General features: G+C 59.6%; 21 protein-coding genes. 15 read left to right on the plus strand and 6 right to left on the minus strand.

Annotation, left to right across the window (positions count from 1 at the left end):
• Positions 1-15 precede the first annotated feature (15 nt).
• The 3 genes from ACIOWA_RS05105 (at position 16) to ACIOWA_RS05115 (ending at position 2,956) form a co-directional block, all read left to right on the plus strand.
• Positions 16-960: an ornithine cyclodeaminase family protein gene (locus ACIOWA_RS05105; RefSeq protein WP_339465860.1), complete on the plus strand. Its 945-nt coding sequence runs from the start codon at positions 16-18 to the stop codon at positions 958-960.
• Positions 961-1,109: 149 nt separating this feature from the next.
• Positions 1,110-2,252 carry an FAD-binding oxidoreductase gene (locus ACIOWA_RS05110; protein WP_339465859.1) on the plus strand — a complete coding sequence of 381 codons (1,143 nt, stop codon included), beginning with the start codon at positions 1,110-1,112 and terminating at the stop codon, positions 2,250-2,252.
• A gap of 77 nt (positions 2,253-2,329) precedes the next feature.
• Positions 2,330-2,956 carry a PAS domain-containing protein gene (locus ACIOWA_RS05115; protein WP_339432079.1) on the plus strand — a complete coding sequence of 209 codons (627 nt, stop codon included), beginning with the start codon at positions 2,330-2,332 and terminating at the stop codon, positions 2,954-2,956.
• Between the two features lie 124 nt (positions 2,957-3,080).
• Here the strand turns inward: ACIOWA_RS05115 and ACIOWA_RS05120 are convergent, their stop codons facing one another.
• From ACIOWA_RS05120 to ACIOWA_RS05145, 6 genes are all read right to left on the minus strand, one after another.
• Positions 3,081-3,857, minus strand: a complete 777-nt coding sequence (locus ACIOWA_RS05120) for an ABC transporter substrate-binding protein (RefSeq protein WP_339432078.1) — start codon at positions 3,855-3,857, stop codon at positions 3,081-3,083.
• A 278-nt stretch (positions 3,858-4,135) separates the two neighbouring features.
• Positions 4,136-4,588, minus strand: a complete 453-nt coding sequence (moaE, locus tag ACIOWA_RS05125) for a molybdopterin synthase catalytic subunit MoaE (RefSeq protein ID WP_339432077.1) — start codon at positions 4,586-4,588, stop codon at positions 4,136-4,138.
• A 3-nt stretch (positions 4,589-4,591) separates the two neighbouring features.
• The gene (locus tag ACIOWA_RS05130; protein ID WP_339432076.1) at positions 4,592-4,834 is read right to left on the minus strand and encodes a MoaD/ThiS family protein; all 243 of its coding nucleotides are present in this window, start codon (positions 4,832-4,834) and stop codon (positions 4,592-4,594) included.
• Positions 4,831-5,304: a cyclic pyranopterin monophosphate synthase MoaC gene (moaC, locus tag ACIOWA_RS05135; RefSeq protein WP_221729944.1), complete on the minus strand. Its 474-nt coding sequence runs from the start codon at positions 5,302-5,304 to the stop codon at positions 4,831-4,833. The genes ACIOWA_RS05130 and moaC overlap by 4 nt, the downstream gene beginning before the upstream one ends.
• A gap of 235 nt (positions 5,305-5,539) precedes the next feature.
• Entirely contained in the window at positions 5,540-6,934 is a 1,395-nt protein-coding gene (locus tag ACIOWA_RS05140) for a PhoH family protein (RefSeq protein ID WP_339432075.1), read from the minus strand.
• A gap of 348 nt (positions 6,935-7,282) precedes the next feature.
• The gene (locus ACIOWA_RS05145; protein WP_339432074.1) at positions 7,283-8,407 is read right to left on the minus strand and encodes a polysaccharide deacetylase family protein; all 1,125 of its coding nucleotides are present in this window, start codon (positions 8,405-8,407) and stop codon (positions 7,283-7,285) included.
• A 198-nt stretch (positions 8,408-8,605) separates the two neighbouring features.
• Here ACIOWA_RS05145 and yaaA point away from each other — a divergent pair, with 198 nt between their 5' ends.
• The 12 genes from yaaA to ACIOWA_RS05205 all read left to right on the plus strand — a co-directional run bounded on the left by yaaA (position 8,606) and on the right by ACIOWA_RS05205 (position 25,088).
• A complete protein-coding gene (yaaA, locus tag ACIOWA_RS05150; protein WP_339432073.1) occupies positions 8,606-9,385 on the plus strand; it encodes a peroxide stress protein YaaA in 780 nt (259 codons plus the stop codon).
• Between the two features lie 811 nt (positions 9,386-10,196).
• The gene (locus ACIOWA_RS05155; RefSeq protein WP_339432072.1) at positions 10,197-11,513 is read left to right on the plus strand and encodes a UDP-glucose/GDP-mannose dehydrogenase family protein; all 1,317 of its coding nucleotides are present in this window, start codon (positions 10,197-10,199) and stop codon (positions 11,511-11,513) included.
• 126 nt (positions 11,514-11,639) lie between these two features.
• Complete coding sequence (alg8, locus tag ACIOWA_RS05160) at positions 11,640-13,121, plus strand: mannuronan synthase (protein WP_339432071.1); 1,482 nt, start codon at positions 11,640-11,642, stop codon at positions 13,119-13,121.
• Between the two features lie 35 nt (positions 13,122-13,156).
• Positions 13,157-14,326 carry a PilZ domain-containing protein gene (locus ACIOWA_RS05165; protein ID WP_401158561.1) on the plus strand — a complete coding sequence of 390 codons (1,170 nt, stop codon included), beginning with the start codon at positions 13,157-13,159 and terminating at the stop codon, positions 14,324-14,326.
• 15 nt (positions 14,327-14,341) lie between these two features.
• Positions 14,342-15,847: an alginate biosynthesis TPR repeat lipoprotein AlgK gene (algK, locus tag ACIOWA_RS05170; RefSeq protein WP_401158563.1), complete on the plus strand. Its 1,506-nt coding sequence runs from the start codon at positions 14,342-14,344 to the stop codon at positions 15,845-15,847.
• Positions 15,844-17,331 carry an alginate export family protein gene (locus ACIOWA_RS05175; protein WP_339494793.1) on the plus strand — a complete coding sequence of 496 codons (1,488 nt, stop codon included), beginning with the start codon at positions 15,844-15,846 and terminating at the stop codon, positions 17,329-17,331. The genes algK and ACIOWA_RS05175 overlap by 4 nt, the downstream gene beginning before the upstream one ends.
• 26 nt (positions 17,332-17,357) lie before the next feature.
• Positions 17,358-18,929 (plus strand): mannuronan 5-epimerase AlgG, encoded by a 1,572-nt coding sequence (algG, locus tag ACIOWA_RS05180; RefSeq protein WP_339432067.1) that lies wholly within the window; start codon positions 17,358-17,360, stop codon positions 18,927-18,929.
• Between the two features lie 10 nt (positions 18,930-18,939).
• Complete coding sequence (locus ACIOWA_RS05185) at positions 18,940-20,400, plus strand: alginate O-acetyltransferase (RefSeq protein ID WP_401158566.1); 1,461 nt, start codon at positions 18,940-18,942, stop codon at positions 20,398-20,400.
• Between the two features lie 8 nt (positions 20,401-20,408).
• On the plus strand, positions 20,409-21,533 hold the full coding sequence (locus tag ACIOWA_RS05190) for a mannuronate-specific alginate lyase (RefSeq protein ID WP_401158568.1): 1,125 nt from the start codon (positions 20,409-20,411) through the stop codon (positions 21,531-21,533).
• Positions 21,534-21,665: 132 nt separating this feature from the next.
• Positions 21,666-23,231, plus strand: a complete 1,566-nt coding sequence (locus tag ACIOWA_RS05195; RefSeq protein ID WP_221729956.1) for an MBOAT family protein — start codon at positions 21,666-21,668, stop codon at positions 23,229-23,231.
• 10 nt (positions 23,232-23,241) lie between these two features.
• Positions 23,242-24,417 carry an alginate O-acetyltransferase gene (locus tag ACIOWA_RS05200; protein ID WP_401158570.1) on the plus strand — a complete coding sequence of 392 codons (1,176 nt, stop codon included), beginning with the start codon at positions 23,242-23,244 and terminating at the stop codon, positions 24,415-24,417.
• Positions 24,418-24,431: 14 nt separating this feature from the next.
• Positions 24,432-25,088: an alginate O-acetyltransferase AlgF gene (locus ACIOWA_RS05205; RefSeq protein WP_339432063.1), complete on the plus strand. Its 657-nt coding sequence runs from the start codon at positions 24,432-24,434 to the stop codon at positions 25,086-25,088.
• Positions 25,089-25,282 lie beyond the last annotated feature (194 nt).

The following is a 25,282-nucleotide window of genomic DNA, read 5'->3' on the forward strand; positions in this document are numbered from 1 at the left end:
TCTCCGGAGCCAGATATGTCCAGTACGCCTTACGTGATCGACCAAGCCCAGGCTCAGGAACTGCTGGCCCGCATCGATGTACCGCAGATTCTGCGCAAGCTGTTCCGCGATCTCGCTGCTGGCCATGCGGTGCAACCGGCCCAGCAACGGGTGGAATTCGCGCAGGGCGCCGGAGACTTCATCAACTATCTGGGCGTGCTGGCCGAGGACGGTGTGTACGGCGTGAAGACGTCGCCGTACATCGTCCACGAGCAAGGGCCGCTGGTCACGGCGTGGACGCTGCTGATGTCGATGAAAACCGGTCAACCGTTGCTGCTTTGCGATGCCGGTCAACTGACCACCGCACGCACGGCCGCGACCACCGCTGTCGCCGTCGATGCGCTCGCCCCGCTGGATGCGCGGCGTCTGGCGATTATCGGCAGCGGTAAGGTCGCCCAGGCGCATCTGCATGACGTCAAATCGTTGCGCGACTGGCAGAGTATCAGCCTTTACTCGCCGAGCCTGCGTGAAGATCCTGAAACACAGGCCGTGTTGAAAGCCCTTGCCCCAAGCCTGAAGATCGCCGACAACCGTGAAGCCGCCATCGCCGATGCGGACGTGATCATGCTGTGCACCTCGTCCGCAGGCCCCGTGATCGACCCGGCAACCTTGAGCAAACCGGCGCTGATCACCTCGATCAGCACCAACGCCCCGCGCGCCCATGAAATACCGCCGCAGAGCCTCAACGACATGCAGGTGTTCTGCGACTATCGACTGACCACGCCAGACTCGGCGGGTGAGATGTTGATTGCCGCTGAACAGCATGGCTGGGACAAGGATTCGATCATCGGCGATCTGGCAGATCTGCTGAGTGGAAAAGTGCAGCGCCCCGGTTACGAACGTCACGTATTTTTCCGTTCAATCGGCCTGGGTCTGGAAGATATCGCCGTGGCCAATGCGGTTTACCACCTGCAGCACTGACACCTCGCCTCTCCGTGGGAGCGGGCTTGCTCGCGAAGAGGGAGTGTCAGGCACCGTTGGTGTCGTCTGACACACCGCTTTCGCGAGCAAGCCCGCGCCCACAGGGAAATCGTCGAACTTCCCGATATTGCGCCTTACTGGAGACATTCATGAGCCAGGCAGATTTCATCATCATCGGCGGCGGGATTGCCGGCGCCTCCACCGGTTTCTGGCTATCGCCGCATGCCAAAGTGATTGTGCTGGAACGTGAATCGCACCCGGCCTATCACTCCACCGGACGCTCCGCGGCGCTGTTCACCGCCGCTTACGGCACGCCGCAAGTACGCGCTCTGACGCAAGCCAGCCGCGCATTCTTCGACCACCCGCCCGCCGGTTTCTGCGAGCACCCATTGCTCACGCCACGCGGCGAAATGACCGTGGATTTCACCGGTGACGCCGCCGAACTGAGCAACCAGTACCTGAGCGCAAAAGCGACAGTGCCGCAGATGCAACTGCTCAGCGCCGACGAAGCGTGTGCACGGCTGCCGATCCTGCGCCGAGAAAAAGTCCACGGCGCGATCTACGATCCGAGCGCCAGCGACATTGATACTGACGCATTGCATCAGGGCTATCTGCGCGGTATCCGCCGGAACAATGGCGAAGTGCACACCGATTGCGAAGTGCTCAGTCTGAACCGCGATGCCGATGGCCTCTGGCAAGTGCAAACCCAGGATCAGACGTTCAGTGCGCCAGTGATCATCAACGCCGCCGGTGCCTGGGCCGACAAGATCGGCGAACTGGCCGGGGCAAAACCGCTGGGCCTGCAACCGAAGCGCCGCGCCGCGTTCATCTTTGCCGGTCCCGAAGGCGTCGACATTCATCACTGGCCCATGCTGGTCAGCCTCGACGAATCCTTCTACATGAAACCCGACGCCGGGATGTTTCTCGGCTCGCCAGCCAATGCCGACCCGGTCGAACCCCACGATGTACAGCCGGAAGAACTGGACATTGCCATGGGCATCTACCAGATCGAAGAAGCGACCACCCTGACCATCCGCCGACCGACCCGCACCTGGGCCGGACTGCGCAGCTTCGTCGCCGACGGCGACCTGATCAGTGGCTTCGATCAGCAAGTACCGGGGCTGTTCTGGGTCGCGGCGCAAGGCGGTTACGGCATTCAGACTTCACCGGCGATGGGTCAGGCCAGTGCGGCGCTGGTGCGCGGTCAGCCACTGCCTGAGCATCTGCACCAGTTCGGTCTGAGCAGCGCCATGCTCTCCCCTGCCCGGCTGTCTGAGCAACACCCCGGATGACGCGCTCCACCGATTGCGGCAAACTCGCAGCGCCTCCTGTTTACGGGGGCGCTGACGCTGCCTGGAGCTCCACTGTCATGACCGCCAACGAACTCGATCCGGCACTGGATAACTTCCGCGCCATCGCCGACGCCATCGCCACCCTGTTCTTCCCGCACGCCGAAGTGGTGCTGCACGACCTGCGCACGCAGAAAGTCGACTACATCGCCAACAACCTGTCGAAACGGGAAATCGGCGACGATTCATCACTGGAGGACATGCTCAGCGAGGAGGTCAGCGAGCGCAATATCGGCCCGTACGAAAAGTTGAATTGGGACGGTCAGAAAATTCGCAGCCTGAGTACCGTGCTGCGTGACAGCGAAGGCCATCCGCAGGCGGTGCTGTGCATCAATCTGAATATTTCGTTGTTCGAGAACGCCAAGGCCGCGCTGGACCTGTTTCTGTCGCCGAGCAAACTGATCCCGCAACCAGACTCATTGTTTCGCGATGACTGGCAGGAGCGCATCAACACCTTCCTGCACGCCTGGCTGCGCGAACGGCAACTGAGCCTGAATCTGCTGACCCGCGATCACAAGCGAGAACTGGTGCTGGCACTGCACGCCGAAGGCGCGTTCAAGGGCAAGAGCGCCTCGAACTACGTGGCCAATGTGCTGAACATGGGGCGGGCGACGGTGTACAAGCATTTGAAGGAATTGAAGGGCTAAAGATTTGCAGAGACCGTAGCGGCCTTTTCGCGAGCAAGCTTGCCCCCACAGTGACCGAGCCGTACACAGGTTTCATGTACGACGCCATCACTGTGGGAGGCGGCTTGCTCCCGAAGGCGGATGATCAGTCGCCGTAGATATCGGACTTGAAATACTTCTCGGAAATCTTCTGATATTCGCCACTGGCGCGAATCCCGTCGATCGCGCTGTTCAACTCGCTGACCAATTCCTTATTGCCCTTGCGCACCGCAATCCCCGCGCCTTCGCCGACGTACTTCGGATCCTTCAACTCAGGCCCGACAAACGCATACCCCTTGCCACGCGGCATCGACAGAAAGTCATTCAGTGGAATGGTGTCAGCAAAAATCGCATCGAGGCGCCCGGCCGCCAGGTCCATGTAGATTTCTTCGTTGTTGCTGTAGCGCTTGACGTTGATGCCCTTGGGTTCAAACACCTCGGTCGCGTAACGGTCGGTGGTGGTTGCGCGCTGCACGCCGACGTTTTTGCCCTTGAGGCTGGCGTACTGGTCATCGACCGTGGCGCCTTCCTTCATCACCAGACGCGATGACGTGAAGTAGTACTTGTGGCTGAAATCCACCGATTTTTTGCGATCTTCGTTAATGGTCATGGACGACAGCGCCATGTCGATTTTCTTCACCTTCAGGGAAGGAATCAGACCGTCGAACTCACCTTCGACCCACACGCACTTGGCCTTCATCTGCGCACACAGGGCGTTACCGATGTCGTAGTCGAAACCAACGATTTCACCTTTGTCGGTTTTCGAGGCGAAGGGCGGGTAAGCGGCTTCGATGCCGATGCGCAGGGTTTTCTCGGCAGCGAATACGTTGCTGCACGCCAGCAGGCTGAACGCCAGACCGGTGATGAGGGGGAGCTTCTTCATATTCGTTCTCTCGCGGGTTGTTGTTGGTTTGGCAAGACAGAAGAAAGAATTGAAACAGGGGAATGCCTTTTTTGTACTTATAATTCCATACTGGACTTTAATGTATACATCGTCAATCGGGTGTGCGCAGATCGTAGCGGCCGGTGGTCGGGTGATTCAGGATGTTTATACGGTGAGACTGAGGGCCTTTTCGCGAGCAAGCCCGCTCCCACAAAGGAACGCATTCCAATGTGGGAGCGGGCTTGCTCGCGAAGACTGACTTGAGGGTGACGCCGGTTTTAAACCTTCCAGCGATCTGCGGCGGCATGATCGCTGTCACGCCCCTCAACCCAACGTGGTCCGTCGCTGGTGTTTTCTTTCTTCCAGAACGGCGCACGGGTTTTGAGGTAGTCCATGACAAAGGCGCAAGCATCGAACGCGGCTTCACGGTGGGCGCTGGCGGCGCCGACGAACACAATCGGTTCACCCGGCTCCAGAGCACCAATGCGGTGCAGCACCTCCAGCTTCAACAACGGCCAGCGCTGTTCGGCTTCGACGGCAATTTTGCCAAGGGCCTTTTCGGTCATGCCCGGATAGTGTTCGAGGAACATCCCCGCTACATCCAGCCCATCATTGAAGTCGCGCACGTAGCCGACAAAACTCACCACGGCGCCGACCCCGACATTGGCCGCGTGCATCGCATTGACTTCAGCGCCCGGATCGAACGGCGTGGCCTGCACGCGAATCGCCATGGTTCAGCCTCCGGTCACGGTGGGAAAGAACGCCACTTCGTCACCCTCGGCCACCGGTTCGTCGAGCTGGCAGAGGTCTTCGTTGCGCGCACACATGAGGTTCTGCTCGCCCAGCACGTCGGCACCGTCACGCTGGACCAACAACGCACGCACGTCATCGACCGTGGCGAAATCACCTTCGACCTGCAGTGAGTCCATACCCAGCGCTTCACGGTATCGGGCAAAAAATTTTACGGTCAGGTTCATGGCTGCTCCGCCTGGAAATGCCCGCTCTTGCCGCCGACTTTCTCCAGCAAGCGCACGCTTTCGATGGTCATGCCGCGATCCACGGCTTTGCACATGTCGTAGATGGTCAGGGCGGCGACGCTGGCAGCGGTCAGCGCTTCCATCTCCACACCGGTCTGGCCCGAGAGCTTGCATCGGGCAACGATACGCACGGCGTCATCGCCCTCAGCGCTGAGCTCGACTTTGACGCCGGTCAGCATCAGCGGGTGGCAAAGGGGAATCAGATCGCTGGTCTTCTTCGCTGCCTGAATGCCGGCAATACGCGCCACGGCGAACACATCACCCTTGGGATGGCCGCCGCTGACGATCATTTGCAGGGTTTCGGGGAGCATGCGCACCAGCGCCTGGGCCGTCGCTTCACGGAACGTCACGGCTTTTTCGGTGACGTCGACCATGTTGGCGCGACCTTGGGAATCGAGATGAGTCAGCACGGGATTACTCCTGATCAGGAGCGGGGATTGTAAACCTGCGAGTCAAATTTCCGCGAGTTTGATTACAGCCACACCGCAAATCTACTGAGGGAGCGGGCTTGCTCGCGAAAGCGCAGTGTCAGTCACCAGTAATATGGCCTGAGACACTGCCTTCGCGAGCAAGCCCCACATTTGGTTTTGTGTTTACCCATAAAAAACCGGGCGGCTGTTGGGCCGCCCGGTTTTGTTTGCGGGGTTACAGGTGCGATTCGGCGTATTCGGCCAGGATCGAGCGAGGCACCCCTTGCAGGGTGATGTGCACTCCGTTGGGGAAGTCTTTGAAGCGTTCGGTCAGGTACGTCAGCCCGGAGCTGGTCGCGGACAGGTAAGGGGTGTCGATCTGCGCCAGGTTGCCCAGGCACACCACTTTGGAGCCGGCGCCAGCCCGGGTGATGATGGTTTTCATCTGGTGCGGCGTGAGGTTCTGGCATTCGTCGATCAGGATCAGGCTTTGCTGGAAGCTGCGACCGCGAATGTAGTTAAGCGATTTGAATTGCAGCGGCACTTTGCTGAGGATGTAGTCGACGCTGCCATGGGTGTTTTCGTCATCCATGTGCAAGGCTTCGAGGTTGTCGGTGATGGCACCCAGCCAAGGCTCCATTTTTTCCGCTTCGGTGCCGGGCAGGAAGCCGATTTCCTGATCCAGCCCTTGTACGCTGCGGGTCGCGATAATGCGGCGATAGCGCTTGCTGACCATGGTCTGCTCGATCGCAGCCGCCAGCGCCAGAATGGTTTTACCCGAACCGGCAGCCCCGGACAGGTTGACCAGATGGATGTCCGGGTCCAGCAGCGCGTACAGCGCCAGACTCTGATAGATGTCCCGTGGCTTGAGCCCCCAAGCCTCTTGATGGAGCAGCGGTTCCTGATGCAGGTCGAGGATCAGCAGCTTGTCTTCTTCGATCTCCTTGATCCAGCCGACAAAGCCCTGTTCGTCAATGATGAACTCGTTGATGTGGACCGCCGGCAGGTTGTCGATCAGTTGCACCTGGTGCCAGGTGCGGCCGTGGTCCTGGCGGGTGTCGACCTTGCTCACGCGGTCCCAGAAAGAGCCGGTCATGTTGTGATAGCCGTTGGGCAGCAGGGAGACGTCATCGACCAGTTGGTCGGTGCTGTAGTCTTCGGCGGCAATCCCGCAGGCGCGCGCCTTGAGGCGCATGTTGATGTCTTTGGTGACCAGCACCACAGGTTTTTTCGGATCGCGCGCGTGCAGGTCGATCAACTGGTTGATGATTTTGTTGTCGTTCAGGTGCTCGGGCAGAATCAGATGCGGCTCGGCGTGCTTGCTCATCAAAATTGACAGCAAGCCCTTCGGCCCGCCCTTGCCGCGCTGGATCGGCACACCCAGTTCAACGTCTTCAGGGGACGCATCGCCCAAGGTCTTGTCGATCAGCCGGATGGCCTGACGGCATTCGGCGGCCACGCTGTGATGCCCGCTCTTGAGCTTGTCGAGCTCTTCCAGCACGGTCATCGGGATGGCGACGTGATGTTCTTCAAAGTTAAGCAGGGCGTTTGGATCGTGAATCAATACGTTGGTATCGAGTACATAAAGGATTGGCTGGTTGGAAGAAGGGCTACGTCCGTGATCATCCATACTCGGTCACCTTTGTGGGAGCCATTCGACGCAATACCTGGGCGGTGCTGCGCCTCGAAGTGACTACCGAATTCACCTGCGAAGCTCTCGGTGAGGAGCAGATGAACTGCACACAAAATGGGTCTTGGAAGACGCCACCTGTGTTGCAGGTTTCGGCGGTCTGTCTTCGTAATACTCCAAAACCCATGACATAAAAAAGCACTTTGACGGTTTTTTTAAGTTTATTTTGCAAAGTGACGAAAAGCCCTTGGCGGACTCTGTCGACACCGTTAGAGTCGGAAGTCCGCCTGCATCGATTCCTCGAAAAAAACCACCTCTAGCCCAATGTTTCCGGGCTTTTTCCGTTTTTCAGCGAAACCCGTCCTGGCAGTCTTCCCAACCAATGCCGCTTTGCGCGGTTTGCGTGATCAGCCACGGTAGCGAGGTCTTCACCGCATCCTGTTTCATGTTGAAATTGATCACCCCGTGCCGCCACAACAACATCAGGGTCAGCACTCGCTGCGCGCTTGGGTTGCCCTTGAGCTTGCCCGCACCGTCCTGGGCATCGATGTCCCACAGCGCCACGTGCAGGCCCTGGGTATTGAAGAACCCTTGTGCATCGCTGCGGCGCTGACCTTCCGGTGGACGGAACAGCGGCACGTAGTTTTCCGGCAACTTGTTCCTCACCAGATCGGCGCTGCGGCGCACCGAATCCTGCCAGTCCTGCCAGTAGCTATGGGAGCGGAACTCCCAACCCTGCACGCCTACGCACTGTTGAGAGAACGCCGCTTGCAGGCTGCTCACCGAACGATCGGCCAGCCGCGCCTGGATATCCTTGCCGAGCATGAAGAAAGTACCGCTCAAGTTTGCCTTGCGCAGGTACTCGGTGAGCCAGTCGGTGTTGTCCGGTTGCACATTGGCAGCGCTGTCGAACGTCAGCAGAAACAGCCGGTCGTGCATCTCGTCGCCATTACGCTCGTAGTCGCCAAAACGATCGAATTCATTGCTGGTCTGCGGTGACAGCGCAGCCTTGCGCATCAGCTCGTCCAGATACTGCAAATGGAAGATCCGGCTCGGCTCTGCCCACTGGGTGTAAAAACTGTCGTCACTGACCACAAACTTGGCGGCCTGCTCGCGCAACGTCGGCAAGTCCTCAACGAGGAAGCAGAACGAGGCATCCTGATCGCAGCTTTGCTGGGCGTAGTTATAGCTGCTCAGCAAGCGCTGCCAGAGACGCTGGCGCAGGCTGTTGATCGCGTCGATATTGACTGTACGCAGCCCCAGGCGCTGAGCCAGTGCAGCTTCGCCCATGGACTCGGTGCCGAGCAAACCGCGAGCGAACATAAGGATTTCCGCACGCGAAGCGACATCGAACAGGGTCGGGCTGGTCAGTTGCTCAGGCCAAGTGCTGCGATCCAGCGTCGCCACATCGCCCGGCGCCGCGACGGCACCGAAGCTCAATAGCCACGCGGTGAATAAAAGAACAATGCGCAAAGAGGTGTCTCCATAACAAAACCCGCGCGGCACTATAGCTGATCCCGCCCGACTTCCCGCACTCCCCCATCCCCTTCGCAAGCAAGCCCGCTCCCACCGGGGTTACGCAGCAGGCCGTCGATCACCTATGGACTTGATAGCTGGAGTCATCCGCTCCAACCCCCTAGAATCGCCCCCACGATTAAAGGAGACGACTTCATGCTGATGGTGATTTCCCCCGCCAAGACCCTCGACTACGAAACACCGCCGGCGACCCAGCGCTTTACCCAGCCGCAATACCTCGACCACTCCCAGGAGCTGATCCAGCAGTTGCGCGAACTGAGCCCGGCGCAGATCAGCGAACTGATGCACGTTTCCGACAAGATCGGCGGCCTCAACGCCGCGCGTTTCGGCAGCTGGACGCCCGCCTTCACGGCGGAAAACGCCAAGCAAGCCCTGCTCGCGTTCAAGGGTGACGTGTACACCGGTCTCGACGCGCAGTCCTTCAGCGAAGCCCAGTTCGACTACGCGCAAAAGCACCTGCGCATGCTCTCCGGCCTTTATGGCCTGCTGCGTCCACTGGACCTGATGCAACCGTATCGCCTGGAAATGGGCACCAAACTGGCCAACGCCCGTGGCAAGGATCTGTACGCCTTTTGGGGCACGCGCATCAGCGAATGGCTGAACCAGGCGCTCGCAGATCAGGGCGACGACGTGCTGCTCAACCTGGCCTCCAACGAGTACTTCTCGGCGGTCAAACGCAGCGCCCTGAACGCGCGGATCATCAACACCGAGTTCAAGGACCAGAAGAACGGCCAGTACAAGATCATCAGTTTCTACGCGAAAAAGGCCCGAGGCCTGATGAGCCGTTTCGTGATCCAGGAAAAAATCAACGACCCAGCCCTGCTCAAGCAATTCGATGTGCAGGGTTATCGCTACAGTACCGAGCAATCGAAACCGGACACGCTGGTGTTCTTGCGCGACCACGCCCCCGAATAAAGCATGCTCAATGCACGACGCTTTCTATAAAGAGTCGTGCATTGAGCACGATGTCAAAAATCCCTCCCTCCATATCGCCATTTTAATGGCGCCATAAAATCAACACCCTCTTTTCTAATATTAGTTTCACTCGACACTCTTCATTTTTTTCAGTAGTGGCACCTGAATTTCTTCACGGTAGTGGCACAAAACTATCTAACGTGATTATTCGCCTGTTAATAAAGGTCGAAAACGAAAGTGCTATCAAATTGAGATTAGTGCCATCTTTGACAATATTTCAAGAAATTTCAGATTTCGCGATGAGCGGGCTGGAACTATGTCCAAATGCATAGCTCATACCACCGGTAACGATTCTCGCCGAGTTTGTACGAGATAACTTACGCTAGGCAGATAGCCATGTAACCAAGTTGTCACAGCAACTTGCCTAGATGACTAACTAGTCTGAAAGCAACTTGATGGACAGGAGATAAGCACCATTAACATCCCCTGCAAGGCCATGGCCGCGCCCCTGTAAACGTGCTCGTCTGAGCACCCAACCGCTTGATACGCAAGGCTTAAACCTGAGATCAAGCGCGTAAAAACGACTGTACCAAGATCTTCAAACATGAAGATTGGCTGCAAAACAGGGCACGTCATAACAACAAGGCCTGGTTGCGCACATCTTGAGTGCACTTATTTAGACACTCGAAACTTAGTATGCCTGCACACGGCATTGTGGCGCCTGTATGCCGCACTTTCGAGTGCACTAATGAACGCTGAACACCATTAACTCCGGCCCTCTAACGGCCTGATATATACAGAGGTAATTGCGATGCGCATCAGCATATTTGGTTTGGGTTACGTTGGCGCAGTGTGTGCCGGTTGCCTGTCTGCACGGGGCCATGACGTGGTTGGCGTCGATGTTGCCAAAGACAAGATCGACATGATCAACGCCGGCAAATCGCCGATTGTTGAACCGGGCCTGGGCGAACTTCTGGCACAGGGTGTCCAGACCGGTCGTCTGCGTGGCACGACCAACTTCGCCGAGGCGATTCGTGACACCGATCTGTCGATGATTTGCGTCGGCACGCCGAGCAAGAAGAACGGCGATCTGGAACTGAACTACATCGAAGCGGTGTGCCGCGAGATCGGTTTTGTCCTGCGAGAAAAAACCACCCGCCACACCATCGTCGTTCGCAGCACCGTACTGCCGGGCACCGTTGCCAACGTGGTGATCCCGATCCTGGAAGACTGCTCCGGCAAGAAGGCCGGCGTTGATTTCGGCGTCGCGGTCAACCCGGAATTCCTGCGTGAATCCACCGCCATCGCCGACTACGACCTGCCACCGATGACCGTCATCGGCGAGTTCGACAAGGCTTCGGGCGACGTTCTGCAAGCGCTGTATGAAGAACTCGACGCGCCAATCATCCGCAAGGACATCGCCGTCGCCGAGATGATCAAGTACACCTGCAACGTCTGGCACGCGACCAAAGTGACCTTCGCCAACGAGATCGGCAACATCGCCAAAGCCGTCGGCGTCGATGGCCGTGAAGTGATGGAGGTGGTCTGCCAGGACAAGACCCTCAACCTGTCCCAGTACTACATGCGTCCGGGCTTCGCGTTCGGCGGCTCGTGCCTGCCCAAAGACGTGCGTGCCCTGACCTACCGCGCCGGCTCCCTGGACGTCGAAGCGCCGCTGCTCAACTCGCTGATGCGCAGCAACGAATCGCAAGTGCAGAACGCCTTCGACATCGTTGAAAGCCATGACAAACGCAAAGTCGCTCTCCTCGGTTTGAGCTTCAAGGCCGGCACCGACGACCTGCGCGAAAGCCCGCTGGTTGAGCTGGCTGAAATGCTGATCGGCAAGGGTTACGACCTGAGCATCTACGACAGCAACGTCGAGTACGCCCGTGTTCACGGCGCGAACAAGGACTACATCGAATCGAAGATTCCGCATGTGTCGTCCCTGCTCAACGCGGACTTCGACTCGGTCATCGATAACTCCGACGTGATCATCCTCGGCAACCGCGACGAGAAATTCCGTTCGCTGGCCCAGCAAGCACCGCACGGCAAACAGGTCATCGACCTGGTCGGCTTCATGGCCAAAGCCACCGACGCCGGTACGCGCACCGAAGGCATTTGCTGGTAACGCAGCCCTAAGCGAAAAGCCTCGAGCTGCGGCTTACAGCTCGAGGCTTGCAGCTCGAAGCCTCGAGCTGCGGCTTACAGCTCGAGGCTTGCAGCTCGAAGCCTCCAATACCTTCGGATGACGTTGATGACCAAGCTCAAACATTTTTTTCTGCAATCCGCCGGCTGGCTTTTCTATTTGAGTCTGCTGATGGGCCTGGCCTTGATGCTGCCCGCGTCCACATTCGACTCCGAGTCGAAGGACTTCATTTTCCTGATTGGCGCCGTGGGTATCTGGCGCTACTCGATGGGTGCAACGCACTTTGTGCGCGGCATGATTTTTCTCTACATCGTCTATCCGCACCTGCGCCGTAAAGTGCGCAAGCTGGGTAAAGCAGCGGACCCCTCGCATGTGTTTCTGATGGTCACCAGTTTCCGTATCGACGCGCTCACCACCGCGCAGGTCTACAGCTCGGTGATCCGCGAAGCCATCGACTGCGAACTGCCGACCACTGTGGTCTGCTCGATCGTCGAAATGTCCGATGAGCTGTTGGTGAAAGCGTTGTGGGCGCGGATGAATCCGCCCGAACGCGTCAAGCTCGACTTCGTGCGCATTCCCGGCACCGGCAAACGTGATGGCCTGGCCTATGGTTTCCGCGCGATCTCCCGTCACCTGCCGGACGACCGCGCCGTGGTCGCCGTGATCGATGGCGACACCGTGCTCGGCGAAGGCACCGTGCGCAAGACCGTGCCGTGGTTCCAGTTGTTCGGCAACGTCGGCGGCCTGACCACCAACGAGTTCTGCGAAGTGCGCGGCGGCTACATCATGAGCGAATGGCACAAGCTGCGCTTCGCCCAGCGTCACATCAACATGTGCTCGATGGCCCTGTCCAAGCGCGTGCTGACCATGACCGGGCGCATGTCGGTGTTCCGCGCCACCGTGGTGACCAACCCGGAATTCATCGCCGACGTGGAGAGCGACTCGCTGCAGCACTGGCGCCTGGGTCGTTTCAAGTTTTTGACCGGCGACGACAAGTCGAGCTGGTTCAGCCTGATGCGTCTGGGTTACGACACCTTTTACGTGCCTGACGCGGCGATCAACACCGTTGAACATCCGCCGGAAAAGAGCTTCATCAAGGCCAGCCGCAAACTCATGTTCCGCTGGTACGGCAACAACCTGCGGCAGAACTCCCGCGCGTTGGGTCTGGGTGTGAAACGCCTCGGCGCCTTCACCTCGGTGGTGCTGTTTGATCAGCGCGTATCGATGTGGACGTCCTTGCTCGGCCTGACCGTGGCGATCATCGCCAGCTTCAAGTACGGCACCGCATTCATTCTGGTTTACCTGCTGTGGATCGGCATCACCCGCCTGATTCTGACCTTGCTGTTGTCCTGCTCCGGTCACCGGATCGGCCCGGCTTATCCGGCGATTCTCTATTACAACCAGATCGTCGGTGCGCTGGTGAAGATCTACGTGTTCTTCCGCCTCGACCAACAGTCCTGGACTCGCCAGCCCACGTCCCTGACCCGTGATCTCGCCAGCTTTCAACGTTGGTTCAACACCTGGTCGTCTCGGACCATGACCTTCTCCGCCGGCAGCATTTTCGTCGCCGTGCTGCTGATGATGGTCTGACCCGCCCCTCTTGAATTAACAAGGAAATCGCCCCTATGAATACCGCCGTCAACGCCAATGTAGTGCATGAATCCGAAGCCCAGCGTCAGCACGCCCGCGTGAAAATCCCGGCCAAACTGCGTTTCTTCGGCCCTGACCGGGCGCCCGTTGAAACGCGGGTCCTGGACCTCTCGGCCGGCGGCCTGGCGTTCAACGCCGGGCAACTGCCGCTGACTATCGGCGAGGTGTACAAGGCCCGCCTGCAATTTGTCATCGACAACCTCGGCCTGGCCATGGACGTTGAACTGCAGGTTCGCTCTTACGACCGCCCGAGCGGTCGCGTTGGCTGCCAGTTTCAGAACCTTGAGCCGCAGGATATCTCCACCCTGCGCCACTTGATCACCTCGCACCTGGCTGGCGACATCGTCAGCATGGGTGAAGTGCTGGCGACCCTGCAGCGCGACAACTTCACCAAGGCCCGCAAGGTCAAGGACAGCGGCTCTGGCATGACGCCGTTCGGCCGTTTGAAGGCCGTGACGTTCAGCGCCGGTGTTTTTGTCGTCGGCCTGGTCGCCGCCGGTTTCATTTTCAAATCGGTGTACGGCATGTACTTCGTCAGCCACGCGCAGGCTGGCCTGGTCAGCGTGCCGGGGATGAACATCACCATGCCGCGTGACGGCACCGTGCAGAGCCTGGTCAAGTCCGACGGCGTCGCCGCCAAAGGTGCACCACTGGCGACGTTCAGCACCAGCATGCTTGACGTGCTCAAGGGCCACCTGGAAGAAGACCAGTTGACCCCGGCCAAGGTCGAGGAACTGTTCGGCAAGCAAATGACCGGCACCCTGACTTCGCCGTGCGACTGCACCGTGGCTCAGCAACTGGTGGCCGACGGTCAATACGCGAGCAAGGGCGACGTGATCTTCCAACTGGTGCCGCGCAACACCCAGGCCACCGTTGATGCGCGGTTCTCCTATCGCCAGTTCGGCGACGTGCGTCCGGGTACGCCTGTGAGCTTCCAGATCGCCGGCGAAGACAAGACCCGCACCGGCAAGATCGTCAGCAGCACCAGCCTGAAAAGCGCTGACCTGTCCTCCGACATCCGCGTGCAGATCCAGCCTGACGAGCCGCTCGACAGCCGCTTCGCCGGCCGCCCGGTGGAAGTGAACAGCGACCGTGGCCCGAACCTGAACTGGCTGATCGACAAAGCCATGGCTGCCGGTCTTTAAGTCGAGGACATGCCTGTGACGATTCCTGTTTTGTTGAACACGCCGCAGCCCTTGTGGGAGCGGGCTTGCTCGCGAATGCGGTTGAACATTCAAAATCAATGTGGGCTGGCACACCGCTTTCGCGAGCAAGCCCGCTCCCACATGGGGCCGCTGTGTGCAGTGGCATTGGCGGTCAGTCTGGCCGGTTGCGCCGGCCTGCCCGACCAGCGCCTGGCCAACGAAGCACTCAAGCGTGGCGACACCGCCACCGCTGCGCAGAACTATCAGCAACTGGCCGATCTGGGTTACAGCGAAGCGCAAGTGGGTCTGGCTGATATTCAGGTCGACAGCCACGACCCCGAGCAAATGAAACAGGCCGAAGCGACTTACCGCGCAGCGGCCAGTGTTTCATCGCGAGCCCAGGCGCGGCTCGGCCGCTTGCTGGTGGCCAAACCCGGTTCCACCGAAGCCGAGCGTCAGGAGGCCGAAAGCCTGCTGAAAAAGGCGGCCGCCCAAGGCGAAGGCAACACGTTGATCCCACTGGCGATGCTGTACCTGCAATACCCGCACAGTTTTCCGAACATCAACGCTCAGCAGCAGATCGATCAGTGGCGCCAATCCGGTTACCCGGAGGCGGGTCTGGCCCAAGTGCTGCTCTATCGCACCCAAGGCACTTACGACCAGCATCTGGATGACGTGGAAAGGATCTGCAAAGCCGTGCTCAACACCACCGACATCTGCTACGTCGAACTGGCCACGGTCTATCAGAAACGTGCCCAGCCTGAACAACAGGCCGAGCTGATCAAGCAGATGCAGGCCGGTTACAGCCGTGGCACCGTCACCGCTCAACGCGTCGATTCGGTCGCCCGTGTGCTGGCCGATTCGACCCTGGGCACGACCGACGAAAAAACCGCGCAGTCGTTGCTCGAACCGATTGCTCCGGGCTACCCGGCATCGTGGGTGACGCTTGCGCAATTGCTCTACGACTTCCCGGAACTGGGCGACATCGATCAGATGATGCAGTACCTGGATAACGGCCGCGCCGCCGACCAGCCGCGTGCCGAACTGTTGCTGGGCAAGCTCTACTACGAAGGCAAAATGGTCCCGCCCGATGCGAAAGTCGCCGAGGAACATTTCCAGAAAGCCGTCGGCCGCGAAGTCGCCGCCGATTACTACCTCGGCCAGATCTATCGCCGTGGTTACCTGGGCAAGGTCTATCCGCAGAAGGCTCTCGACCACTTGCTGACCGCTGCGCGCAACGGCCAGAACAGCGCCGACTTCGCCATCGCCCAACTGTTCTCCCAAGGCAAAGGCACCCAGCCCGACCCGGTCAACGCCTATGTGTTCAGCCAATTGGCCAAGGCGCAAAACACCCCGCAAGCCAATGAACTGGCAGCCACCCTCGAGGCGCAATTGCCGCCCGAGCGTCTGGCCCAAGCCCAGCGCCTGCTGCAGCAAGAGCAGGCCAGTCGTGGTGCCCTGAACCCGAACACGCTGCAACTGCACGCCCTGCAAGAAGAAGACGGCGAGGAAAAACTATGAAGCTCAATCCATTCGTGAAGGCCGGCATTGGCCTCACTTTCGCGCTGATCTGGTCTTGCCCGACACTGGCTGCGATGACTGAAAGCAAAAACTTCGGCCTGGAAGTGAAAATCACCGGCCAGTCCGAAGACGACCGCGACCTCGGCACCGCCGGTGGCGGCGACGTCAACGGCCTCGGGCTCGACCTGCGTCCGTGGGTCTACGGCGAAAGCGGCGCGTGGAGCGCCTACGCCATGGGTCAGGCCGTGACCTCGACCGACATCATCGAGACCGACACCCTGCAGCAGTCCGACAGCGAAGGTACGCAGACCACCGACAACGGTGACCGCAAGACCAAGAAAAACTACTTGGCAATGCGCGAGTTCTGGGTCGGCTACAGCGGCCTCACCCCTTACCCGGGCGAGATGCTCAAGTTCGGTCGCCAGCGCCTGCGCAATGACGACGGCCAATGGCGCGACACCAACATCGAAGCGCTGAACTGGACCTTCGACACCACCCTGTTGCGCGCCAACGCCGGTGTTGCCGAACGCTTCAGCGAATACCGCACCGACCTCAAAGAGCTGGCACCCAAAGACAAGGATCGCCTGCACGCCTACGCCGATGCCGCTTACCAGTGGACACCGGGGCAATGGGTCGGCATTCGCGGTCACCACACCCACGACGACGGCAAGCTCGATTACGCCGAACCGGGCGTGCCCCGCGACTCGCTGGACAAGACCGAGAACGGCGACATCAGTTGGCTCGGCCTGACCGCCGACAGCGACGCCTACAACTGGCGCAACACCAACACCGTCAACTACTGGGGCAGCATCACCGGCATGAGCGGCGAGCGCGACACGGTCAACGCCCTCAACGCCGATGGCTCACGCCCGGCGCAAGCCAAACGCAGCGATGACGTCAATGGCTGGGCCACAGACATTGGTGTGCGTCTGCGCCTCGATCCGCAATGGCAGGTCGGTGCCGCGTATGCCCGCGCCAGCGCCGATTACGAACAGAACGGCCTGGAAAGCAACCGCTCGAACTACACCGGTACGCGTTCGCGCGTTCACCGTTTCGGCGAAGCCTTCCGTGGCGAAATGAACAACATGCAGACCGCCACCCTGTTCGGTTCGTGGATGCTCAACGACGAGTACGACGCCAGCCTGATCTACCACAAGTTCTGGCGTGTCGACGGTAGCAAACCGGTCGGCAGCAACGGCATCAACGCCGTGCAAAACAACACCGACGACGTCACTGGCGCGATCCTTTCCAGCACCTCTTTGCCACTTGAAGACGGCAACAAGGATCTGGGTCAGGAGATGGATCTGGTGGTCACCAAGTACTTCAAACAAGGCCTGTTGCCGGCGGCGTTGAGCCAGTCGATCGACGAACCTTCGGCGCTGGTGCGTTTGCGTGGTGGCGTGTTCAAGCCGGGCGACGCCTACGGCAAGCAAGTTGATTCGTACATGCACCGCGCGTTCATCGACGTGATCTGGCGCTTCTGATGCAAACCGCGAAGGGAGTGCCCGACATGAATAACGCAAGGAAAGGCTCGCTCAGCCTGTTGGCCGGCGCCCTGCTGCTGGCCTCCGCTGGCGCCTTCGCCACCGGTGCGCCGGTCAAGCCTGTCACCGTTGCCAAAGAGTTGCAGCAAGCCAAGACCTATACCGTCAGCAGCGCGCCGACCGAGGAACTGGAACTGGCCAGGCCGACACTGCCCGACCTCTCCGGCTACACCGCCGAAGCCGCCGCCGCGAAAATCGTCCGTAGCCAACCGGGCAAGATCAGCGTGCGCCGGATGATGCAGGAAGACGCCCTGAAGGACTTCATCGGCGGCGACAACAAAATGGCTGAATGGGTGGTGCGTCAGCACGGCATCCCGCAGGCGATCTTCGTCGACGACGGCTACATGAACCTCAAAGAGTTGGCGCAGAAGCTGCCCAAGCAATACTTCAGCGAAACCTCACCGGGCGTGTACCTGGCCAAATTGCCGATCGTGGTTGGCCGTAAAGGCATCCTCGAAATCGACGGCCAGACCCAGGAGCTGCGCCTGTCACAAGAGGCCGGTTCGTTCCTGGTCAACGACGGCCAGTTGTTTGTGCGTGACACCAAAGTCACGGGCTGGCGCGAGAAGGACAACGGCCCGGCGACCTTCCGTTCGCCGAAGGAATTCCGGCCGTTCCTGCTCGCCTGGGGTGGCACCGAGACCTACATCGTCAACAGCAAAATGGCCAGTTTCGGCTACGCCAACAGTAAGTCGTACGGGGTGAGCATTTCCCAGTACACGCCGAACATGGCCAAGGTACTCAAGCGTCCCGAGCCCACCGGCTGGATCGTCGGTTCCGAGTTCTCGGACATGTGGTACGGCTTCTACTGCTACGAGACCCGCGACTTCGTGGTCAAGGGCAACACCTACAAAGACAACATCGTCTACGGCATCGACCCGCATGACCGCTCGCACGGCCTGATCATTGCCCAGAACACCGTTCACGGCACGAAGAAGAAGCACGGGATCATCATTTCCCGTGAGGTCAACGACAGCTTCATCTTCAACAACAAAAGCTACGACAACCACCTCTCGGGCCTGGTGATCGACCGTAACAGCGTCAACAACATCGTGGCCTACAACGAGATCTACAAGAACCACACCGACGGCATCACCCTCTACGAGTCCGCCGACAACCTGCTGTGGGGCAACAAGGTCATCAGCAACAAGCGCCACGGCATCCGCATTCGTAACAGCGTGAACATCCGCCTCTACGAGAACATCGCCATGGCCAACGGCCTGACCGGCGTCTACGGCCACATCAAAGACCTGACCGACACCGACCGTGACATCAAGCTCGACCCGTTCGACGCCCAGGTCTCGCTGATCGTGGTGGGCGGTGAACTCGCGGCCAACGGCAGCGGCCCGCTGTCGATCGATTCGCCCTTGAGTGTCGAGCTGTATCGCGTGTCGATGCTGGCGCCGACCAAATCCAGCGGCATCAGCTTCAACGGCATCCTCGGCGAGCGCCAGGATGAAATTCTCGACCTGCTGGTGCGCCAGCAGAAAGCCGTGCTGATCGACCCTGTCGAACGCCAGACCGAACTGCAGGACTGAGGATAATTTTATGCACCCACACTTGATCAGATTACTCAGCCTGTCGGCCCTGACCGTGGGCATTCTGGCCGCCAGCAATGGCGCTCGCGCCGACGAGGCTGCCGGTGTCACCCCGCCCAGGTTCACCGCCGAGCCGTGCTGCAACCTGTGCCCGGCCGCCCATGACGCGAAGAACTACACCACGCGTTATCAGCAGAACTTCACCACCCTGGTGCAGGCGCAAGGCGACTGGCTGTTCCGGACTCAGGAAGACCTGCGCACCGAATTCAACACCACCCCGGCCGGCTACAAGCGCCTGCAACAGTTGCACGATGCGTTCAAGAGCAAAGGCGTGGAACTGGTGATCGTTTATCAACCGACCCGGGGCCTGGTGAACCGCAACAAACTCAACCCGCAGGAAAAAGCCGCGTTCGATTACGAGAAGGCTTTGGGCAACTACAAGACCATGCTCGGCCGTTTTGCGCAGATGGGCTACGTGGTGCCGGACCTGTCGCCGCTGACCAACGAATCGCTGCCGGACACCCTGCCCGCCCACGATTTCTATTTCCGTGGCGACCAGCACTGGACGCCATACGGCGCGCAGCGCACGGCAAAAATCGTCGCCGAGAAGGTCAAGCAGATCCCGGCCTTCGCCGACATTCCCAAGCGTGAGTTCGAGACCAAGCGGTCTGGTCGTATGGGCAAAACCGGCACTTTGCATAACATGGCCGGGCAACTGTGCGGCACCAGTTACGCGATCCAGTACATGGATCAGTTCACCACCGAGCCGAAAGGCGAGGCCGCTGACGGCGATCTGTTCGGCGATTCCGGCAACCCGCAAATCACCCTGGTCGGTACGTCCCACAGCGGCAAGAACTACAACTTCGCCGGTTTCCTGCAAGAAGACATCGGTGCCGACATTCTCAACGTTGCCTTCCCCGGCGGCGGTCTGGAAGGTTCGATGTTGCAGTACCTGGGCAGCGACGAATTCCAGAAGAGCCCGCCGAAAATTCTCATCTGGGAGTTCTCGCCGCTGTATCGCCTCGATCAGGAAACCATCTACCGCCAGATGATGGCGCTGCTGGATAACGGCTGCGAAGGCAAAGACGCTCAGATGAGCGCCAGCACCACGCTGAAACCGGGCAGCAAACAAGAACTGCTGGTCAACAGCAAGAACATGAACCTGCAAAACAGCAGTCATCAGGTTGACATCCGTTTCGCCGACACCTCGGTGAAAACCCTGCAAGCCACCCTCTGGTACATGAACGGTCGCCACGAGGACATCAAGATCGAGAAACCGGAAACCTCCGACACCGACGGTCGTTTCGCCTTTGAGTTGCGCACCGACGAAGACTGGGGCTCGCAAAACCTGCTGGCAGTCGAAGTTCAGGGCCCGGAAGCGGGCACCGCGCCACAGAAAGTCGAAGCGAAAATCTGCAAACGCAACGTATTCCCGAGCGCTGGGCAACACACCGCTCAGGTCGGGCAATGAGGTCTGCTATGCGAAATCGAACGATCAAACACCTGCTTGCGCCATCCCTGCTCACCCTGGCGATGTTCGCCGGGGCGACTCAGGCCGCGGCGCCACTGCGTCCACCTCAGGGCTACTTCGCCCCTGTGGATAAATTCAAGACCAGCGACAAAAGCGAAGGCTGCGACGCAATGCCGACGCCGTACACCGGCCCGCTGCAATTTCGCAGCAAATACGAAGGCTCGGACAAGGCCCGCGCGACGCTCAATGTGCAATCGGAAAAAGCCTTCCGCGACACCACCAAAGACATCACCACGCTGGAACGCGGCACCGCCAAACGCGTCATGCAGTTCATGCGTGATGGTCGCCCGGAGCAGCTCGATTGCACGCTGGACTGGCTGGCCGCGTGGGCCAAGTCCGACGCCTTGATGTCGAAAGACTTCAACCACACCGGCAAATCGATGCGCAAATGGGCGCTGGGCAGCATGGCCTCTTCGTACATTCGCCTGAAATTCTCCGACTCGCATCCACTGGCGGAGCATCAGCAGCAAGCGCAGGTGATCGAAGCCTGGTTCAGCAAAATGGCCGATCAGGTGGTCAGCGACTGGGACAATCTGCCGCTGGAAAAAACCAACAACCATTCGTACTGGGCGGCGTGGTCGGTGATGGCGACGTCGGTCGCGACCAACCGCCGCGACCTGTTCGATTGGGCAGTGAAGGAATACAAGGTCGGCGCCAATCAGATCGACGCCGACGGCTACCTGCCGAACGAACTCAAGCGCCAGCAACGCGCCCTCGCCTATCACAACTACGCCCTGCCGCCGCTGGCGATGATCGCCAGTTTCGCCCAGGTCAACGGTGTCGATCTGCGCCAGGAAAACAATGGCGCACTGATACGCTTGGCTGATCGCGTGCTGTCCGGGGTGAAAAACCCGGATGAATTCGAGAAGAAGAACGGCAAAAAACAGGACATGACCGACCTGAAAGAGGACATGAAATTCGCTTGGCTCGAACCGTTCTGCACCCTCTACACCTGCTCGGCGGATGTGCTGGAGAAGAAGCACGGGATGCAACCGTTCAAGACCTTCCGCCTGGGTGGCGACCTGACCAAGGTCTACGACCCGGCGCATGAGAAGGGCAACAAGGGTTCGTAAGAATGAATGCAATCCCCTGTGGGAGCGGGCTTGCTCGCTCTCACAGTGAAGTGATGTCGCCCCCTGAATTTTCACGGGGGGTTTGGGGGGGCTTTGGCCCTTGACTGTTGGTTCAAACATGGAGAGATCGGGATGGTATTTTCATCCAACGTGTTCCTGTTTCTGTTCTTGCCGATCTTTCTCGGCTTGTACTACCTGAGCGGGCAACGCTATCGCAACCTGCTGCTGCTGATCGCCAGCTACGTGTTCTATGCCTGGTGGCGCGTGGACTTCCTCGCCCTGTTTGCAGCGGTGACGCTGTGGAACTACTGGATCGGCCTCAAAGTCGGTGCCGCCGGCGTGCGTACCAAACCGGCCCAGCGCTGGCTGCTGGCCGGCGTCGCGGTGGATCTGTGCATCCTGGGCTACTTCAAATACGCCAACTTCGGCGTCGACAGCATCAACGCGATGATGACCTCGGTGGGTCTTGAGCCGTTCATCCTCACCCATGTACTGCTGCCGATCGGTATCTCGTTCTACATCTTCGAGTCGATCAGCTACATCATCGACGTGTATCGCGGCGACACCCCGGCCACCCGCAACCTGATCGACTTTGCGGCATTCGTGGCGATCTTCCCGCACCTGATTGCCGGCCCGGTGTTGCGTTTTCGTGACCTGGCCGACCAGTTCAACAACCGCACCCACACCCTCGACAAATTCTCCGAAGGCTGCACGCGGTTCATGCAGGGTTTCATCAAGAAGGTCTTCATCGCCGACACCCTCGCGGTGGTGGCCGACCATTGCTTCGCCCTGCAAAACCCGACCACGGGCGATGCCTGGCTCGGCGCGCTGGCCTACACCGCGCAGCTGTATTTCGACTTCTCCGGTTACAGCGACATGGCCATCGGCCTGGGTTTGATGATGGGTTTCCGCTTCATGGAAAACTTCAAACAGCCGTACATCAGCCAGTCGATCACCGAGTTCTGGCGCCGCTGGCACATCAGCCTGTCGACCTGGTTGCGTGACTACCTCTACATCACCCTCGGCGGTAACCGCAAAGGCACGCTGATGACCTATCGCAACCTGTTCCTGACCATGCTTTTGGGCGGTCTGTGGCACGGCGCGAACATCACTTACATCGTTTGGGGCGCCTGGCACGGCATGTGGCTGGCGATTGAAAAAGCGCTGGGCCTGAATACCTCGCCGCGCAGCCTCAACCCGATCCGCTGGGCGCTGACCTTCCTGCTGGTGGTCATGGGCTGGGTGATCTTCCGTGCCGAGAACCTGCACGTTGCCGGGCGCATGTACGGCGCGATGTTCAGCTTCGGCGACTGGTCGCTGTCGGAACTCAATCAGGCCAGCCTCACCGGCCTGCAAGTGGCGACGCTGGTGGTGGCTTACGTGACGCTGGCGTTCTTCGGTCTGCGTGATCTGTACACCAACCAGCCTCCGGTCAAAACCAAGCCAGCGGTCAACGTCGAAACCGACGGCCCGGCCGCTGCGACCCCAGGAATGATCAAGGCTGCCCCCGGCGAAAACCCGGCGAGCATCCACGAGCCTGGCTACACCGTCGGCGTTGAAGCCCAGGTGCAAGCGGCCTACTGGACGGCGGACTGGTCACGCTACGTGATGCGCGGCTTGATCCTGCTGCTGTTCATCGCCTCGATTCTCAAACTCTCGGCGCAAAGCTTCTCGCCGTTCCTTTACTTCCAGTTCTGAGGGATCTGCCATGACCCGCTCATTACGCATTTTCTACATCGCCCTGTTCCTGGTGACTCTGCTGGTCTTGGGTCTGTGGTCAGTGCGCAGCTTTTTCGGTTTCAGCACCAACGCCGACGCGACAGTGCTCAACGGCCGCTGGACCAAGGCTGTGGAAACCCATTACGACGATGAATTCCCGATCAAGCGTCTGGGCACCAATCTCTGGGCCGCGCTGGATTTCAAACTGTTCAACGAAGGCCGTCCGGGCGTGGTGCTCGGTCGCGATCAGTGGTTGTACAGCGACGAGGAATTCAACCCGATCGTCAACGAAGAGTTGAACCTGCAAGGCAACTACGCGCTGGTCGAAGGCGTGCGCCAGACCTTGAAAGCCAAAGGCGTGAAACTGGTGATGGCGATCGTGCCGGCCAAGGTTCGCCTGTACCCGGAGCACCTGGGTGAAGTGAAACCGGCGAGCATCCACGAAAACCTCTATCAGGATTTCCACGCCCGCGTGGCGGCGGACAAGATCCTCGCCCCCGACCTGCTCAAGCCATTGCAACAGGCCAAGCAGAACGGTCAGCAAGTGTTCCTGCGCACCGACACGCACTGGACGCCTGAGGGCGCCGAGGTTGCGGCCAACACCCTGGCGAAAACCATCACTGACAAGTTCCCGCTCAGCGGCGAGCCGCAGCGCTTTGTCACCACGCCGGCCGAGAAGGTCACGCACAAGGGCGACCTGCGTCTGTTCCTGCCGCTGGACCCGCTGTTCGAAAACCTGATGCCGGCGCAAGAGCCACTGCAAAAGCGCAACACCGTGGCCGCGGGTGATCAGCCGGCCGGTGACGACGCCCTGTTCGCCAACAACGAAGTACCGGTGACACTGGTCGGTACCAGCTACAGCGCCAACCCCAACTGGAACTTCGTCGGCGCACTCAAACAAGCGCTGCACAGCGACGTGGTGAGCTACGCCGAGGACGGCCACGGCCCGATTCGACCGATGCTCAGCTACCTCAAAAGCGATGACTTCAAGAACAGCCCGCCACAGGTGCTGATCTGGGAGTTTCCTGAACGTTATCTGCCTGTGAACAACGAAATCGGCGACGCCGACCCGCAGTGGGTCGCAGAGCTTAAACAAGCCGGCGCCCGCCAACAAAACGTCGCTGTAAACACTCAATCCGAGACGCCCGACCGGGCGCAAAACTGAAAGAGAGGTACACCATGACTTTCACTACCAATCATCAAAGTCTCGTGAAACGCATTGCACTGGTTGCAGGTCTGAGCGTGCTGTCGGTCCAGGCCTTTGCCGGTGGCGACGCCGCGCTCTACGGCCCGACCGCACCGAAAGGCTCGACCTTCGTGCGGGTCTACAACGCCAGCAACGCCGAAGTCAGCGCCACTGTCGGCAGCACCAGCCTGAGCGATATCGCACCACTGGCCAGCAGCGACTTCAGCTTCATGCCGGGCGGCGATTACAGCGCCAAGGTCGGCAGCCAGAGCCTGGCGGTGAAACTCGCCGGTGACCACTACTACACCCTGGTCAACAACGCCTCCGGCGCGCCGCAACTGATCGAAGAGCCGCCGTTCAAGAACAAGCAGAAATCCCTGGTGCGCGTGCAGAACCTCAGCGACAAACCGCTGACCCTGAAAACCGCCGACGGCAAGACCGAAGTGGTCAAGAGCGTCGCCGCCAAGGGCCGTGGCGAACGTGAAATCAACCCGGTGAAAGTCAGCCTGGCGCTGTTTGAGGGCGACAAAAAAGTCAGCGACGTGAAACCGGTCGCGCTGGAACGCGGTGAAGCCGCGGTGCTGTACGTCACCGGTAACGGCAGCAATCTGTCGCCGGTCTGGGTGAAACGCCCGGTGTCGACGCGCTAACAATTTTTCCTGCCTGACCCCGTCCCCACTGTGGGAGGGGGCTTGCTCCCGAAAGCGGTTTGACATTCAACCGATATGTCGACTGATACACCGCCTTCGGGAGCAAGCCCCCTCCCCCACTTGATCGGGTTGTCAGTTCGGATACGAGACAAAAACAAGAGTGAAACGACACAGGTTCGTGGCTCTAACCCAAT

The organism is Pseudomonas sp. NPDC087614, from assembly GCF_044743485.1.
GTDB classification, from domain to species: Bacteria; Pseudomonadota; Gammaproteobacteria; order Pseudomonadales; family Pseudomonadaceae; genus Aquipseudomonas; species Aquipseudomonas baetica_A.

Bases quoted from the DNA above. Each gene is read 5' to 3' on its own strand.
- ACIOWA_RS05105 (WP_339465860.1), top strand. From the start codon at position 16: ATGTCCAGTACGCCTTACGTGATCGACCAAGCCCAGGCTCAGGAACTG.
- ACIOWA_RS05110 (WP_339465859.1), top strand. From the start codon at position 1,110: ATGAGCCAGGCAGATTTCATCATCATCGGCGGCGGGATTGCCGGCGCC.
- ACIOWA_RS05115 (WP_339432079.1), top strand. From the start codon at position 2,330: ATGACCGCCAACGAACTCGATCCGGCACTGGATAACTTCCGCGCCATC.
- ACIOWA_RS05120 (WP_339432078.1), bottom strand. From the start codon at position 3,857: ATGAAGAAGCTCCCCCTCATCACCGGTCTGGCGTTCAGCCTGCTGGCG.
- moaE (WP_339432077.1), bottom strand. From the start codon at position 4,588: ATGGCGATTCGCGTGCAGGCCACGCCGTTCGATCCGGGCGCTGAAGTC.
- ACIOWA_RS05130 (WP_339432076.1), bottom strand. From the start codon at position 4,834: ATGAACCTGACCGTAAAATTTTTTGCCCGATACCGTGAAGCGCTGGGT.
- ACIOWA_RS05140 (WP_339432075.1), bottom strand. From the start codon at position 6,934: ATGGATGATCACGGACGTAGCCCTTCTTCCAACCAGCCAATCCTTTAT.
- yaaA (WP_339432073.1), top strand. From the start codon at position 8,606: ATGCTGATGGTGATTTCCCCCGCCAAGACCCTCGACTACGAAACACCG.
- ACIOWA_RS05155 (WP_339432072.1), top strand. From the start codon at position 10,197: ATGCGCATCAGCATATTTGGTTTGGGTTACGTTGGCGCAGTGTGTGCC.
- alg8 (WP_339432071.1), top strand. From the start codon at position 11,640: ATGACCAAGCTCAAACATTTTTTTCTGCAATCCGCCGGCTGGCTTTTC.
- ACIOWA_RS05165 (WP_401158561.1), top strand. From the start codon at position 13,157: ATGAATACCGCCGTCAACGCCAATGTAGTGCATGAATCCGAAGCCCAG.
- ACIOWA_RS05175 (WP_339494793.1), top strand. From the start codon at position 15,844: ATGAAGCTCAATCCATTCGTGAAGGCCGGCATTGGCCTCACTTTCGCG.
- algG (WP_339432067.1), top strand. From the start codon at position 17,358: ATGAATAACGCAAGGAAAGGCTCGCTCAGCCTGTTGGCCGGCGCCCTG.
- ACIOWA_RS05185 (WP_401158566.1), top strand. From the start codon at position 18,940: ATGCACCCACACTTGATCAGATTACTCAGCCTGTCGGCCCTGACCGTG.
- ACIOWA_RS05190 (WP_401158568.1), top strand. From the start codon at position 20,409: ATGCGAAATCGAACGATCAAACACCTGCTTGCGCCATCCCTGCTCACC.
- ACIOWA_RS05195 (WP_221729956.1), top strand. From the start codon at position 21,666: ATGGTATTTTCATCCAACGTGTTCCTGTTTCTGTTCTTGCCGATCTTT.
- ACIOWA_RS05200 (WP_401158570.1), top strand. From the start codon at position 23,242: ATGACCCGCTCATTACGCATTTTCTACATCGCCCTGTTCCTGGTGACT.
- ACIOWA_RS05205 (WP_339432063.1), top strand. From the start codon at position 24,432: ATGACTTTCACTACCAATCATCAAAGTCTCGTGAAACGCATTGCACTG.